At 46.0% G+C, this 14,337-nt stretch carries 14 protein-coding genes; 4 read left to right on the top strand and 10 right to left on the bottom strand.

Annotated features, from left to right (window positions below; translation table 11 throughout):
• Positions 1-82: 82 nt before the first annotated feature.
• From nox to CS898_RS01215, 6 genes are all read right to left on the bottom strand, one after another.
• Entirely contained in the window at positions 83-1,426 is a 1,344-nt protein-coding gene (gene nox, locus CS898_RS01240) for a H2O-forming NADH oxidase (protein WP_099207823.1), read from the bottom strand.
• A gap of 186 nt (positions 1,427-1,612) precedes the next feature.
• Positions 1,613-2,740, bottom strand: a complete 1,128-nt coding sequence (locus CS898_RS01235) for a sensor histidine kinase (protein ID WP_099207822.1) — start codon at positions 2,738-2,740, stop codon at positions 1,613-1,615.
• Positions 2,737-3,411, bottom strand: coding sequence for a response regulator transcription factor (locus CS898_RS01230; RefSeq protein ID WP_009431744.1), 675 nt, complete (start codon positions 3,409-3,411; stop codon positions 2,737-2,739). The genes CS898_RS01235 and CS898_RS01230 overlap by 4 nt, the downstream gene beginning before the upstream one ends.
• 10 nt (positions 3,412-3,421) lie before the next feature.
• Positions 3,422-4,294: a 4Fe-4S binding protein gene (locus CS898_RS01225; RefSeq protein WP_009430106.1), complete on the bottom strand. Its 873-nt coding sequence runs from the start codon at positions 4,292-4,294 to the stop codon at positions 3,422-3,424.
• Complete coding sequence (locus CS898_RS09870) at positions 4,287-4,445, bottom strand: CD1871A family CXXC motif-containing protein (RefSeq protein WP_009430250.1); 159 nt, start codon at positions 4,443-4,445, stop codon at positions 4,287-4,289. The genes CS898_RS01225 and CS898_RS09870 overlap by 8 nt, the downstream gene beginning before the upstream one ends.
• Positions 4,446-4,450: 5 nt before the next feature.
• A complete protein-coding gene (locus tag CS898_RS01215; RefSeq protein ID WP_099207821.1) occupies positions 4,451-5,578 on the bottom strand; it encodes a TlpA family protein disulfide reductase in 1,128 nt (375 codons plus the stop codon).
• Between the two features lie 147 nt (positions 5,579-5,725).
• On the opposite strand from CS898_RS01215, the gene CS898_RS01210 reads away from it, so the two are divergent.
• On the top strand, positions 5,726-6,919 hold the full coding sequence (locus CS898_RS01210) for a dicarboxylate/amino acid:cation symporter (protein WP_099207820.1): 1,194 nt from the start codon (positions 5,726-5,728) through the stop codon (positions 6,917-6,919).
• Positions 6,920-7,043: 124 nt separating this feature from the next.
• A complete protein-coding gene (locus CS898_RS01205) occupies positions 7,044-7,292 on the top strand; it encodes a hypothetical protein (protein ID WP_099207819.1) in 249 nt (82 codons plus the stop codon).
• A gap of 215 nt (positions 7,293-7,507) precedes the next feature.
• Here CS898_RS01205 and CS898_RS01200 read toward each other — a convergent pair whose 3' ends face one another.
• Entirely contained in the window at positions 7,508-8,206 is a 699-nt protein-coding gene (locus CS898_RS01200; protein WP_009431025.1) for a cysteine hydrolase family protein, read from the bottom strand.
• Positions 8,207-8,286: 80 nt separating this feature from the next.
• Positions 8,287-8,856 carry a biotin transporter BioY gene (locus CS898_RS01195; RefSeq protein WP_099207818.1) on the bottom strand — a complete coding sequence of 190 codons (570 nt, stop codon included), beginning with the start codon at positions 8,854-8,856 and terminating at the stop codon, positions 8,287-8,289.
• Positions 8,857-8,955: 99 nt separating this feature from the next.
• On the opposite strand from CS898_RS01195, the gene CS898_RS01190 reads away from it, so the two are divergent.
• Positions 8,956-10,287, top strand: a complete 1,332-nt coding sequence (locus CS898_RS01190; protein WP_099207817.1) for a CCA tRNA nucleotidyltransferase — start codon at positions 8,956-8,958, stop codon at positions 10,285-10,287.
• A gap of 68 nt (positions 10,288-10,355) precedes the next feature.
• The gene (locus tag CS898_RS01185) at positions 10,356-11,216 is read left to right on the top strand and encodes a polyphosphate kinase 2 family protein (RefSeq protein WP_099207816.1); all 861 of its coding nucleotides are present in this window, start codon (positions 10,356-10,358) and stop codon (positions 11,214-11,216) included.
• Here CS898_RS01185 and ppk1 read toward each other — a convergent pair.
• Together ppk1 and CS898_RS01175 are read right to left on the bottom strand one after the other, a co-directional pair.
• Complete coding sequence (ppk1, locus tag CS898_RS01180; RefSeq protein ID WP_099207815.1) at positions 11,213-13,363, bottom strand: polyphosphate kinase 1; 2,151 nt, start codon at positions 13,361-13,363, stop codon at positions 11,213-11,215. The genes CS898_RS01185 and ppk1 overlap by 4 nt on opposite strands.
• A complete protein-coding gene (locus CS898_RS01175; RefSeq protein ID WP_099207814.1) occupies positions 13,350-14,288 on the bottom strand; it encodes a Ppx/GppA phosphatase family protein in 939 nt (312 codons plus the stop codon). The genes ppk1 and CS898_RS01175 overlap by 14 nt, the downstream gene beginning before the upstream one ends.
• Between the last annotated feature and the right edge of the window lie 49 nt (positions 14,289-14,337).

Raw genomic sequence — 14,337 nt, 5'->3', positions numbered from 1 at the left:
GGGATACTTGTATAAAAGACTCGAAAGCATAAAAAAACCGGGAAGTGGAAACTTCCTGGTTTTTCTTCTTTTTAGACCATTTTTAATCCGCAGACAGGGCTGCCATGGTGATATAGTTGTAGGGTTGGTTGTAGTGGGGCAGGAAGAAAAAGTCGGTTAAGGACAGGCGGTCAATGGTGACTTTTTCTTGGATGGCCAGGCTGAACATGTGGATCATCATGGACATATCATACTTGGACATGAGTTGGGCCCCCTTGATTTGACGGGTATTTTTATCATAGACAATCCGGATGGTAACTTCATAGTTGTCTTCCTTGATAAATTCAGGTTTTTGTAGGGCCTTAAAGTCTGTATAGAGGACGTCCATTCCCAAGGCTTGAGCCCTTTCCACAGTAACTCCTGTGGAGACCATGGATAGGTCAAAGATTTTGATCCCATTGGACCCTTGGACTCCGTTGGCTTCAATGGGGTTGCCACAGACATTGTGGCCGGCAACAATTCCGGACCTTACGGCGTTGGAAGCCAGGGCGATGTAGTCATAGTCATCGATGACATTACTAAAGATGGTGGTACAGTCGCCAATGGCATAGACATTGGGGTCTGAGGTGGCTTGGTGCTTGTCTGTTAAGATGGCTCCCTTGACTCCCAGGTCCAGGTGGCCTTGGACCAGGTCTGTATTGGGCAGGAAGCCACAGCAAATCAAGGCCATATCACAGGGATAGCTTCCCTTGTCCGTTACGACCTTGGAAACCTTATTTTTCCCCTCAAAGGCCAGGACATTTTCACTTAAACGGACATCAACCCGGTGGGACCGGAGATTGTCTTCCATGGCATCGGTAAAGGGCTTGTCATAGTAGGTATTTAAAACCCGGTCAGGTTGGGTAATCATGGTGGTATGGTAGCCTAGGCGTTTAAAGGCTTCGGCCAATTCTACTCCAATATAGCCAGCTCCGACGACCACAACATTCTCCATGGTCCGACCATAGTCATTTTCAATCTTGTCAATCACTTCCTTGGCATCTTGGAAGCGCTTCACTTTTTGAATGTTTTCCAGGTCTAGCCCTTTTAGAGGGGGGATAATGGGTTTGGATCCTGTGGCTAAAACCAACTTGTCATAGGATTCAGCAATTTTTTGCCCATTTTTGTCCAGGGCATAGACAATTTTTTTGTCATAGTCAATGGATTCCACAGGGGTTTCCAGGTGAACCTTGGCCCCCTTGTTTTCCAAGATGGCCTTGGAAGAATAGAAAAGTCCGTCGGGACTTTTAATTTGTCTACCAATCCAAAGGGCCATCCCACAGCTTAGAAAGGAAATATTGTCATTTTGGTCAAAGATAACGAGTTCGTTTTCAGGGTAATGATCCAAAATGGTATTGGCACAGGCCGTACCAGCATGGTTGGCCCCAATTAAAACAATCTTACTCATAATAATAAAACTCCTTTACAAAATAAATAGGTTCAATGATTAGATATTGGCCTAAAAGTCAGCCTATAAAAAAGATAATTCTAGGGTAATTTTACCCCATTTGTGGGACAAACAATCCTTAATTTTGAAAAAAATTATTAAAATAGCTAAAAAAAGAATGCCACTGAGGCATTCTTTTTGCTTAACTTATTTTTTTGGAAGATGGATAGTAAACTCAGTATAAGACCCTAGCTGACTATCAATGGAGATGGTGGCCTGGTGGAGGTCAAGAATGTGCTTGACCAGGCTCAGGCCCAGGCCAGCGCCTCCAAGTTTCCGGCTCCTGGAAGGGTCCACCCGGTAAAAGGGAGTAAAAATTTCTCGGATGGACTCAGGAGCCAGGCCGATGCCCATATCTTTAACAGAAACCAGGACCTGGTCTTGGTCCTCCTTGACTCGGGCCAGGACAGACCCACCGGGCTTGTTGTATTTAATGGCATTTTCCACCAAATTGTAGAGAGCCTGGTAAAGAAGAAGGTCATTGGCATAAACCTGGGCATGGTCTCCTTCTAATTGGAGACAAAGTCCTGTTTTTTCTGCCAAGGGCATAAGGTCACAAAAGACTTCGTCAAAAAGATCATAGAGGTCTACCAGGTCATTTTTTTCCAAATTTTCTGTATCCATAAGGGTCAAGAGGTGGTTGACCAGCTGGGTCATCCTTTGGACCTGGTCTTGGATGTCGGAAAGGATTTCTTCATAGTCACTTTCCTGGTGGTTTTCCAGCTTGTTAAAAACGTCCAGCCTGGTCTGTAAAACGGCCAAGGGAGTCTTGAGCTCATGGGCCGCTGCAGCAGAAAATTGCCTTTGCTGTTGGAAGACCCCATCCAACCTCTTTAAAAGGTGGTTGTAGGATTGGGTCAAATCGGCAATTTCTCCAGGCAGGCCCTGGCTGGGCAGGGGTTTGGACAGGTTTTTCATCTCCCGGTCCTTCATATGGTCAATAAGCCTTTCCAAGGGTTTTAGGCTCCTCCGGGCCAGGAAGTAGGTGGCCAGGCTCCCTAGGACCACCACCAAGAGGGTGGACAAGGTGGCTTGGATTTGGACCTTTTCCTGGGCTCCTTGAAAGAGCTCCTTAACTTCAGGAACAATAATCAGGGTCTGGCCCATGTCTTTGACCTGGTCTTTTAGGATTTGGTCCATAATTTTTTCCTGGAGGAGGTTGAGCTCCTGGTTAATGGCATGTTTTTGTAAAAAATAACTGGCAATGCCTGTGGCCAGGATCATAAGACCCAGGATCAGGGCAAAGCGCATTTTAAGGGAAAGAGGTTTTTTCATTGTTTTTCTTCCAATACATATCCTTGACCGATTTTATTTCGAATGGGGTCAGTTTGGAGGACCTGGCGAATTTTTTTCCTTAGGGAGGACATGTGGACCCGGATGGAATTCGAAAAGGGGTCCACATTTTCGTCCCAAATATGGCTAATGAGGTCTTCCTGGCTGACAATAGACCCCTGGTGTAAGAGGAGGTATTCTAGAATACCTGCTTCTTTGCGGGTGAGCTTGAGGACCTGGCCCTTGGCCTTGGCTGTCCGAGACAGGGTGTCAAAAGAAAGGTCTCCACAGACTAAAAGGGGGTCTTCTTGCTTGAACTTTCGACGGGTTAGGCTCCGGACCCGGGCTTCCAATTCATCAAAAGAAAAGGGCTTGGTTAAGTAGTCGTTGGCCCCCTGGTCCAATCCTTGAACCTTGTCTTCAATTTGGCTCCGGGCCGACAGGATCAAAACTGGTGTGGTTTGGTCCCTTTCCCGGAAGTGGCTTAAAAGGTCCATACCATCCATTTTGGGTAGGGACAGGTCCAAAAGCACCAGGTCATAGGATTCGGTCAGGACCTTGTCCAGGGCAGATAGGCCATCATAGGCCTGGTCCACCTCGTAGCCACTGAGGTGGAGCCCCTTGGCTATGGTCTTACAAAGAGTGACTTCATCTTCAACTACAAGTAAACGCATGGGACCTCCTTTACTTTTGGGGACTTTTTTCTTTCAGGAAAAATCCCCTGTCAATACAAGATTTAGGACAAACAGACTTACAGCGACCACAGCGAATGCACTCGGGGTCATTGATATTTTCCGTGGGGTGGACATTCATTTGGCAGGCCCGGGCACAGGCTCCGCAATGAACACAGGAGGCCAGGTCTACATGGTAGGAAAAGAGGGCGTGGCGGTTGAAAAAGGAGTAGATGGCCCCTAGGGGACACATATACTTGCAAAAAGGTCGGTAGATTAGGACTGAGGCCACAATAACTAAGATTAAAATAAGATTTTTCCACAGGTAGAGCCAACCAATAGCCGACCGCATGGTGGGCCGGAGGAGGACTAGGAAAAGTCCTCCTTCCAAAGTCCCTACAGGACATAAGTACTTACAAAAGAAAGGGGCTCCCTGGCCTAAAAAGTCTGTGACAAAAAGGGGAAGAATCAAGACAAAGACCAGTAAGATAAGGTACTTGGCCTTTCTAAGCCAAAAGTCGCCCCGGAAGGTTTTTATTTTCTTTGAAGGGATCTTGTGGAGCAGGTCTTGGACCAGGCCAAAGGGACACAAGAAGCCACAGACCAGACGACCAAATAGGGCCCCGAAAAAGAGGATAACCCCCAGGACATAGTAGGAAAAGGAGTACTTGTAAGATCCCATCACTGCCTGGAGGGACCCAATAGGGCAGGACCCATAGGCCCCGGGGCAAGAATAACAATTCATCCCTGGGACACAAAGGTGCTTGCCAGGACCCTTGTAAATGGATCCAGTGACAAAGCCGGAAAGGTGACCATTGGTGGTCAGGGCAAAAAGCCCTTGGACCCAGTGGCGGATTTTTTCTGAGAGGGAAAGTTTCTTATCCAATGCCGATACACTCCATACAAATCCTTACGGCCTTTTCAAAGACCACCTGGACCTCGCCCCTTTGCCAGCCCTGGTAGACCATGGCCACTGAGGCCAAGACCAAGACCAGGGCAACTTTTTTGGCCCAAAGGCCATGCAAAAATTCTCTCATAGGGCTTACTTTCCTTGGTCCAGCTTGGCCATTTCTTTTTCTACAATGGCCTTCCATTCATCATAGGTATGGGCTCCACTGTAGGTGTCTCCCACAATATTTCCTTGGCTGTCCACAAAAAAGGTTTCAGGCATGGCATCAATTCCATCTAGACGACCATTCATTTGTCCCTTGTCTGGTACTAGGAAGGGGTAGGAAGCCTTGGTTTTGTCTTGGATCAACTTTGCCTTTTCCAAACTTTCTTCCCGGCCAGGGCTTTTTTCTCCAGTATCGGTTACGACACCAATTACCCCAAAGCCCTTGTCAGCTAAATCTTGGTGGAGCTTGGCCAATTCAGGAATTTCCTTGACACAGGGACCACACCAGGTTGCAAAGACATTTACCATGGTGAGCTTGTTTTTACTTAATTGGTCTGAGCTAAATTCTTTACCATTGATGTCCACTGTTTTAAAGGGGGCAATATTGGCAACATTCTTTCTTAGTCCGGAAGGATAGAAGGCACTGATTCCATCATATTCTTCCATTTGGGATAGACTAACTTGAGTTTTTTGGAAGTCTTGGATAAAGGCGGGGTCAGCCTTGGAGTTAATACTTTGAACATAGATGTATTGTTTGTCAGGGCTTTCTCCTAAAATCTTATGTTGGTCACAAGAGGTTAACTCATCCAATTGGTCCTTCATGGAGGCCTTGTAAACTCCTAGGGCGCCTAGGGGTTTTAAACCCTTGAACCAATCTTCATATTCAGTTCCCACCTTCTTGACGACAGCCTTTTTTTCTTCCTCGTTCATGGCCTTAAATAAAACTTGGGCATGGCCTAGTTCTTTAGGGTTTTTACTATCGGGCATTTCATCGGTGAATAGGCCCAGGTCCAGGTTTTTGGCTTGGTCTTGTAGGGATTGGGGAAGGGTAAAGTTAAGACCTAAACCGGGAAATTCATACTTGTCTTGGTGACCCAAAGAACTTTCACTGGCTATAAAATCAGAGGCCATCATTTGGTCATCAGCTGGAACACTTTCCATGGCTTGGCCTTGTCCAGGAGCATTTCCTGGGGTGTTTTTTGCTTGACATGCCGTTAGGCTAAGTAAACTGGTCATTGCCAAGGATAGGGCAATGCTGGTACGTTTTAAATTCATAAAATCCTCCTAAAATTTATTTTAAGAATACTATACAGGATGGCCTGTTAAATCTCTGTTAAGATTTTAAAATTTTCCAAAGAAAGCTTTATTTCTTATGATATAATAAATTTTACCATAGAAATAAATCTTGAGAGGAGCATATTTATGGAAAAAAAGAAGCAAGGATTTTTTCATTCTCTATTATTTAAGTTATTAGTAGCCATTATCGTGGGGATTCTTTTAGGAAAGTCTGCAGGTCCCTCAGTCATCCAGGTGGTTGACGCCATCAAACAAATTATGGGAGACTTTATCGGCTACATTGTTCCCCTAATCATCCTGGGTTTTATTACCCCGGCTATTGTATCCTTAAAGGAATCTGCAGGAAAGATCCTAACAGTAACCCTGATTATTTGTTACCTGTCCTCAGTGGGGGCTGCTTGCTTCAGTTTCTTGGCAGGCCAGGCCATTATCCCCAACCTCCACATCCAATCAGCCGTAGCCCAAGGAGCCCAAATCCCAGAAGCAGTCTTTAAACTGGAAATTGCTCCCATCATGCCCGTTATGACGGCCTTGATTACAGCCATCTTATTTGGGATTGCAGTGATTTGGACCCAGTCCAAGACCTGGGAAAATCTCTTGATGGAGTTAAATCAAATTGTCCTGACTATTGTAGAAAAAGTTGTTATTACCATCCTGCCAGTTTACATTGCGGCTACCTTTGCAGAATTGGCCTATGAGGGAGTCCTCCTAAGTCAATTCCCCGTCTTTATCAAGGTCATCTTCATCGTCCTTGCGGGACACTTTATCTGGATGGCCCTTCTTTACAGCCTTGGAGGCATCCTGTCCAAGTCCTCTCCCAAGGAGGTCTTTAAGCACTATGTCCCAGCCTATATGACAGCTGTAGGAACCATGTCTTCAGCAGCAACAGTGCCTGTAGCCCTGGCTTGCGCTCGAAAATCCACAGTTTTGGACCCTAAAATTCGGGACTTTGTCATTCCCCTTTGTTCCAACACCCATCTTTGTGGGTCTGTATTAACAGAAACCTTCTTTGTTATGGTGGTTTCCCAAATCCTCTATGGTCAACTTCCCCCAGCCAATTCCATGATTTTATTCATTCTCTTGTTGGGAATTTTTGCCATTGCGGCTCCTGGAGTTCCTGGAGGAACTGTTGTAGCCAGTCTGGGTCTTATTACCTCTGTCCTTCATTTTGACAACACAGGTACAGCCTTGATCCTGTCTATTTTTGCCCTCCAAGATAGCTTTGGAACAGCCTGCAACATTACAGGAGATGGGGCCATTGCCCTAATGGTAACGGGAATCTTTAAAAGAGAAAAGGCCAAACAAGCAAAAGAAGCATAAAACAAGGGACCTCAAGCAAGAGGTCCTTTTTTCATAGAAAAATTGACAAGAGAAGGTCCAGTTTGCTAAACTAAAGCTATAAATAAGGCAAAAATTTTACGGCCTTGGGGAAGGAGAATTTAAGATGACAAAAATTATGAAAAACTTGGAAAAAGTAAGCCTGGCCCTACTTGTCAGCTGGATTTTTAAGGATGCCTGGATTGGCCATGCCCGACCCTTGGGTTTTACCAGCCTATATATCTGTCCCCTGTTGGGACTTTTAGGAGTTTTTGCCTCTATCCGGAATAAAAACCTAGTCTTTGGACTTTTAAACCTGGTCCTAATAGGGAGTTTTTTCCTTATTATGAGCCTGGGCTACCTGGTTTTGGGCTAGGGATAGAAGAGTGAGAGAAATAAAAAATAATTTTGAAATTAATATTGACTATCAAAATGAAATGGTCTATACTAATTATAGAGTAACAAGATTTCTCTATTTAACTTTCTCTCAAACATATACTCTCTAAGGAGAAAAATAGGTGGCCCCAAGTGGAGCCACCTATTTTTGTGTCCAATAAAAAAGCAAGGACCTTGATGCCCTTGCTTTTTAAATTATAGTTCTTTTTGGATGAGGTCAATGGCCTCTTGGGTTTTGACTACATAGGTGTAGATGACATTCATGATTTTAAGCTCAGCATCATGGAGGGCCATATCTGCTGAAGCGCAGGCATCTTCCACAGTTAGGACTTGGAGTCCTTCATCAGCCAGGCCCCGGACAGTGGAAGCAACACATTGGTCGGTTACAATTCCCCCAACCACTACAGTGGTGATCCCCATGTAACGAAGAAGTTGTAGGTAGTTGGTTCCTGTCGTTACGGAATCTGTGGTCTTATTCACCACGATTTCATTTTTAATGGGGGCCAGTTCGTCCACCATTTGGGCGGCCCAAGAGTCTACAGGCATGAGCATGTTATTCCAGCCTTCAGACTTTTGGACTGGGGACCGGTCTTCTCCATCTTCTCTCAAGCAGGCAATCCGTCCAAAGCTAACGGGTAGATTGTTGGCCCGGAAGAAGTCTAGGAGCTTTTTGGCATTGGGGATAGTGGTATTTTCCATGTGGTCAAAATAGGGCTTCCATTGGTCCCAAACGCCGGCGGCCTTAAATTCTTGGGCCTCCTTGCCTTCGAGGTGGCAGAATTCATTTTGCAGGTCAATAAGTAAAAGCATGGTTTTTTTGGGATCAATTTTATAGTCCGGGAAATCTTCCACTTGGTCATAATAAAAAGATACGTATTTACGGTCGAGTTTCATATAAACCTCCTTATGGTTGGGATGTGTCTTTAATGCAAGTATAGCATAGGAAAATTTTAAAGACAATCAATCCCAGACAGCTAGTTTCGATTTAAAGCAGATAGGATTTTTGGCCCTAGGATGGCAGCCAAGAGGGCCTTGACCAGGTCTGGGATAATAAAGGGAACCATGCCAGCCTTGAGGCTGGAAGCCAGGGTCATGGGGAGGCCATTGATCCTGGTTAAAATCAGGTAGAGATAGGGTAAACCTATGGCATAGAGTAAAATATCTGCTAAAATTAAGATAAGGAAGATCTTCCAAGGATTTTTTTCTCCCCGGCTGTACTTAGAAATTAAGTAGGAAATGGGGATAAAGCCTAGGATAAAGCCAAAGGCAGGAGATAGGACCGACTGGGGTCCTCCAGAAAAACCTGCAAAGATGGGTAGGCCCACCAGGCCCAAAAGGGCATAGAGGACGGTGGAAAGTAAGGCCTGCTTGGGCTTTAAGACCAGGCCGGCCATAAAGACGAAGAAGTTTTGCAGGGTAATGGGGACAGGGCCCAGGGGGATGGTGATTAGGGCACCTAGGGCGATTAAGGCGGCAAAGATTGCCGATTCTATGTAGTCTTTTGTTTGACTTTTTTGAGATACAAGTTTATTTTCTGTGTTCATATTCAACCTCCAGAAAATAGTTTAAAACAAGGTAAACTAAAATGTCAATATGGTTTACATATAATTGCTGAGATTTTATAGATTAGGGAAGGGATTAAGATGGACCAAGAATTGGATAAAATTTTAAGAAGATTGGAAGAGGCAGGTTTTGAAGCCTATCTTGTCGGGGGAAGTGTCCGGGATGACTACCTGGGTATCCCGCCAAAGGACATAGATATAACATCTTCCGCCAAGCCGGAAGAAGTAGAAGAGCTTTTTAGGGACTACAAGACCCTGGATATAGGGAAAAAGTACGGGACCATTTCCCTGGTCCTGGACCGGGAAAAAATTGAAATCACCACCTTCCGCCAAGACCTGGCCTATAAGGACCACCGCCACCCGGAAGAGGTTCGCTTTACCCCCTCTCTCCTGGAGGACTTAAAGAGAAGGGACTTTACCATGAATGCCATGGCCAAAAACCGTCAAGGAGAGGTCTTTGACCCCTTCCATGGGAGGGAAGACCTGGACCGGGGCATCCTGAGAATGGTAGGGGATCCCAAGGATCGTTTAGAGGAAGACGCCCTGCGGATCCTTCGGGGCTTTCGCTTTGCCAGCCGCTTTAAGCTCAACCTGGACCCGGACTTTCTCGACGCTGCCAGTCTTTACAAGGAGGGCTTGACCCAGGTATCCCGGGACCGGATCCGGCAAGAGTTTTTTGGCCTTTTATTAACAGACCAACCCTCCTATGGCCTCTTGCTTATGGAAGAAACAGGAGTCCTTAAAATTCTCTTTCCCGACCTCATGGCCACTGTGGGATTTGACCAAAAAAATCCCTACCATAAACAGACCCTCTTTGACCACCTCCTCTGTGTCTTGGACCATACTCCGGTCAAGCTATCCACCCGTCTGGCAGCCCTCTTCCACGACATTGCCAAGCCCCAAAAGGCCTTTTATGGCAAGGATGGCCACCTCCACTTTTATGACCACGACAAGGAAGGGGCCCTTGAAGCTGACCAAATCCTCAAGGACCTGGGAGCTGGAAAAAAATTAAGGGCCAGTGTCCGGGCCCTGATCCAAGACCATATGACAGTGCAAAAAGTCATGACCGACAAGGCCCTTAGACGGCAAATTAAACGGGTGGGCCGGGAAAATGTCCTGGACCTCTATGACTTGATCTTAGCCGATGCTGCCTGTACATCCGGCCCCGGAAGTCTGGCCCCCTTAAGGGCAAGAAAGGCTCGGGTCTTAGACCTCTTGGACGAAGACCTGACTAAAAAGGAAAATTTTCTGGCCATTAACGGCCATGACCTTATGGACCTGGGTTATCCCAAGGGCCCTCTCTTGGGGACCATCCTCAGAGCCTGCCAGGACCTGGTTTTGGAAGATCCTGAAAAAAACACCCAGGAAGACTTAAAAAAATATGTGGAGGAAAGATTTAAAAAACAATCTTGACCAAGATTCTTATCAAAATAAGGCATTATCTTTTTACTTTTGGGTAAATAAAAGCCAAGGAGGCAAGTATGGATACAAGAGATTATTTAATTAAAGCTGGAGAAAAGGTGGACTTGAAAAAAATCCCCACTCGCTATGAGGGGGACTTGGATAAAAAAGATGTGAAGAACCACCTGGTTCCAAAAAATTTAGAAAAACTACAAGACTACCAGGAAAGGCTCTATGCTGAAAATAAGCAAGGACTCATCATTGTTCTCCAGGCCATGGATTCAGGAGGCAAGGATTCCCTAATTAAACACGTTATGACGGGTCTAAATCCTCAAGGCACCAAGGTAGCTTCTTTTAAGCGGCCCTCCGACAGGGAATTGGACCATGATTTTTTATGGAGGGTCAATAGGGAACTGCCATCCCGGGGGGACATTGGTATTTTTAATCGGTCCCACTATGAAGAAGTTATCGTCACCCGGATTCACGACCTGGTAAAAATCCAACCCCTACCAGAGGACTTGATAGACAAGGACCTTTGGCAAAAACGCTTTGACGACATCGTCAACTATGAGAATTATTTACGGAATAATGGCTTTCGGATGGTGAAGTTCTTCCTCCACATTTCCAAGGAAGAGCAAAAAAGCCGCCTGATGGACCGGATTGTTCGCCCGGAAAAGCACTATAAATTTGATAAGTCTGATATTACAGAAAGGACCTATTGGGACAAGTACCAAAGGGCCTATGAAGACCTTTTTGAGCACACCTCAACAAAAGAGGCACCCTGGTATGTGGTGCCTGCTGATCGTAAGTGGTTTTCCCGCTACCTGGTAAGCCAGGTCATTTTGGAAACCCTCCAAGACATGGACCCCCAATTCCCACAATTAAGTAAGGAAGCAGAGGAGTCCTTGGACCATTGGAAAAAGGTCTTGGAGGAATCTTAATTTTTTTGGAAAAAATGAATAATTTTTCGGAACAGCCCCTGGGGCTGGTCTTTTTTTGTCCGGGCTTTTTGATTCTCCAGGCCACTTAAGGCTAATTCATAGCGTTTATTGGCTCTTTCCATAAAATAATCTTGGCAGCTAAAGGGTTCTTTGCCATCTTGAATGGGAACATAGTCACCATTTTCCAGAAGCCGTCGGGCCTTGACATTGTCCTTCCATTGGGTGTCCAGGTAAAAACGACAAAAATCTCTCAGGGCCGGGTCCTGGATGGGACAAGCCACCTCCACCCGTCTTTCCATATTCCGGGTCATGAGGTCGGCAGAAGTGATGTAAATGATTTCGTCATCTCCCTGGCCAAATAAGTAAATCCGAGGATGCTCCAAGTAGCGACCTACAATGCTCCGAACCTCAATATTGTCGGTATAACCCTCCATACCCGGGATGATACAACAAATGCCCCGGATAATTAACTTGACTTGGGCGCCCTTTTGGGAAGCTGCACAAAGCTCTTCCATGATTTCATAGTCTGTCATGGAATTCATCTTTAAGAAAATATAGCCCTTGGGTCCCTTGTCGGCTTCTCGACGGATGAGGTCAATGATGGTGGGCTTGATGGAATAGGGAGACTGCAAGAGGGACTGATAGGACCCATCCAGGACCCCGGTGCAGATGTTAAAGAAAAATTCCGTAGCATCCTGGCCGATTTTAGGATCAGCCGTAATAAAGGATAGGTCGGTATATTGTTTGGAGGTCTTTTCGTTGTAGTTTCCCGTTCCCACTTGGGTAATGGTTCGGATATCATTGCCCTTTTGGTAGCTAATCAAACAAACCTTGGAGTGGACCTTGTATTGGTTAAAGCCATAGACAATATTACAGCCGGCATCATAGAGGACCTGGGAGTTGATGAGGTTGTGCTCTTCATCAAAGCGAGCCTTTAATTCCATTAGGACAGTAACATTTTTCCCGTTTTCAGCGGCCCGGCACAGGGCGTCTACCAGTTGGGAGTGGTCGGCCAGGCGGTAGATGGTAATCTTAATGGATAGGACATTTTCATTGTCAGCGGCTTCATTAATGAGGTCTAAAAAGGAGTTGATGTCTTCATAAGGATAGGAAAGAATCAAGTCATTTTTTTCAATGTAGTCCATGAGAGAGGGCTGGTAGACAGCTGGACCAATGGGCTTGGGCCGGTAGGACTTGTAGTAGAGGTCTTGGGTGGACCTTTCTGGCAAGGCTCCTTCCAAGGCAAAGGCATAGGACATATCTAGGCAGCGGGTGGTGACAAAAAATTGGTCCTTGGAAAGGCCCAGTTCTTTAGCAAGGTAGGAGGTCATGGCTCCAGATAGGGGACGGTCACTTAAGAGGCCTACAGGATTTAACCGGTCCCGTTTTTTCAAGATCTTCTTCATATGGTCCCGGTAGTCTACATTGTCATCAGCATCTTCATCATCAGCTGACAGGTCCCCATTCCGGGTGACCCGAATCAGGGCCACTTCCTTGACTGTGTACTCCTTGAAAAGAGAGGGTGCATAGTAGGCGTGGACCTCTTCGCTTAAAATATACCGGGTTTTTTCGTCATTTAAAAAGATGATCTTTTTGGACTCTTGGGGGATGGCCACCAGGCCAAAGTAGTCCTTTCCATCCCGGTGAAGCCTTAAAATGGCATGGGTGTGGTTGTTGTCAATAAAGGGAAAAGGATTGTGAAAATCCACAATTTGCGGAGACAAGACGGGCTTGATGTGGGACTTGAAAAAAGCCTTGGCTCGGGCTTTTTCTTCCTTGGAGACCTGGTCCATGGTCAAGTGGTAGATGCCCTTTTTCCGAAAGGCTTCTTCCAAGTCTTCCATGGTTTGGTCCTTTGTTTCATAGAGATCCCGAACCCTGGCAAAAATCATATCCAGCTGGTCCTGGGGACTCAGGCCCGTTCGGCGTTCACTGTTGTCTTCGTCTAAGAGGGTATAGTCGCTTAAGCGGCCTACCCGGACCATAAAGTATTCAGTCAAATTGCTTTGGTAGATAGCGATAAATTTCAAGCGTTCCCCCAAGGGGACTCCTGGAGTGGCCCCTTCTTCCAGGACGCGTTCATTAAACTTGAGCCAGGAAAGTTCCCGGTTTTTCATATAGATAGGGGGCTGGTTATTTTTTTCCATGGTCTTGATCTAACCTCCAAATTAAGTAACCTTCACGAATTCCACAATTGCTTACCATGATTTCCTGGCAGGAAAAGACCTTGGCAACCTCCTGGAGGATTAGGATTCCAGGAGTCAGGGTGTGGATTCTAGAGGGGCAAACTCTCAGGACATTTCGGACATACACCGGGTCAAAAGTCATAAGACCCTGGCTAATAGACTTACTTTGGGCCAGGCTAAAGCGGCCTGGAAGGTCTTCTCCGTCAGAGGAAAATTGGTAGTCCACAGGTTCAAACAACTCTGAGCACAGGTTGTTGCAGGCCCGAATGGTGCCACCAACACCTACAATGGGTAGAGAGCCCTTGACCTTGGGCAGGTCCAGGTCCTCTAACTTTCCCCGGATATATTTTTTGATTTCCTTACTTTCTTTCTTGTTAGGGAAAATACGTGAGACAAATTGCCGGTAGAGGGAGAGAGATCCCTCGTCTAAACTGTTTTTATAGAGGACCTTGTCCTTTTTGTGGATTAAAATTTCCGTAGACCCGCCACCAATATCCACATGGATACCTGCATCTAGGTTAAAGGAGGAATGGACCCCCAAATAGCCCAGCTCGGCCTCCATGGGACCGGAAATCAAGTCCACATTTAAGCCCGTGGCTTCCTCCAAGGTCTTTAAGACCTCCTTGGAGTTTTTTACATTCCGAATAGCTGCTGTGGCAAAGGTAAAGATAGCTTCTGCTTGAAAGAGTTTGTAGATGGGCTCATAGGTCTTTAAGACATGGACCAGACGCCAAACTCCCTGCTGGGTCATCTTGTTTCCCTTGATATAGTCAGCTAGGCCAACTTGTGATTTCTTCTTCATTAAAACTCTTGGCCGCCCATCCACAAGGTCATAAATCGTTAGGCGGATGGTGTTGGAACCAATATCTGTTACAGCATATTTCATAGACTTCCCCCTTCCTACTTGTATTTTATCACAGCTGGGGGTCAAGAAA

Source organism: Urinicoccus timonensis, from assembly GCF_900232945.1.
Lineage (GTDB): Bacteria > Bacillota > Clostridia > Tissierellales > Peptoniphilaceae > Urinicoccus > Urinicoccus timonensis.
This window is presented reverse-complemented; position numbering and strand designations above follow the sequence as displayed.

Excerpts from the sequence above, each read along its gene's own strand:
- CS898_RS01215 (WP_099207821.1), bottom strand. The coding sequence starts at position 5,578 with ATGAATTTAAAACGTACCAGCATTGCCCTATCCTTGGCAATGACCAGT.
- CS898_RS01200 (WP_009431025.1), bottom strand. The coding sequence starts at position 8,206 with ATGAAACTCGACCGTAAATACGTATCTTTTTATTATGACCAAGTGGAA.
- ppk1 (WP_099207815.1), bottom strand. The coding sequence starts at position 13,363 with ATGGAAAAAAATAACCAGCCCCCTATCTATATGAAAAACCGGGAACTT.
- CS898_RS01175 (WP_099207814.1), bottom strand. The coding sequence starts at position 14,288 with ATGAAATATGCTGTAACAGATATTGGTTCCAACACCATCCGCCTAACG.
- CS898_RS01190 (WP_099207817.1), top strand. The coding sequence starts at position 8,956 with ATGGACCAAGAATTGGATAAAATTTTAAGAAGATTGGAAGAGGCAGGT.
- CS898_RS01185 (WP_099207816.1), top strand. The coding sequence starts at position 10,356 with ATGGATACAAGAGATTATTTAATTAAAGCTGGAGAAAAGGTGGACTTG.
- CS898_RS01195 (WP_099207818.1), bottom strand. The coding sequence starts at position 8,856 with ATGAACACAGAAAATAAACTTGTATCTCAAAAAAGTCAAACAAAAGAC.
- CS898_RS01210 (WP_099207820.1), top strand. The coding sequence starts at position 5,726 with ATGGAAAAAAAGAAGCAAGGATTTTTTCATTCTCTATTATTTAAGTTA.
- CS898_RS01235 (WP_099207822.1), bottom strand. The coding sequence starts at position 2,740 with ATGAAAAAACCTCTTTCCCTTAAAATGCGCTTTGCCCTGATCCTGGGT.
- CS898_RS01230 (WP_009431744.1), bottom strand. The coding sequence starts at position 3,411 with ATGCGTTTACTTGTAGTTGAAGATGAAGTCACTCTTTGTAAGACCATA.
- nox (WP_099207823.1), bottom strand. The coding sequence starts at position 1,426 with ATGAGTAAGATTGTTTTAATTGGGGCCAACCATGCTGGTACGGCCTGT.
- CS898_RS01205 (WP_099207819.1), top strand. The coding sequence starts at position 7,044 with ATGACAAAAATTATGAAAAACTTGGAAAAAGTAAGCCTGGCCCTACTT.
- CS898_RS09870 (WP_009430250.1), bottom strand. The coding sequence starts at position 4,445 with ATGAGAGAATTTTTGCATGGCCTTTGGGCCAAAAAAGTTGCCCTGGTC.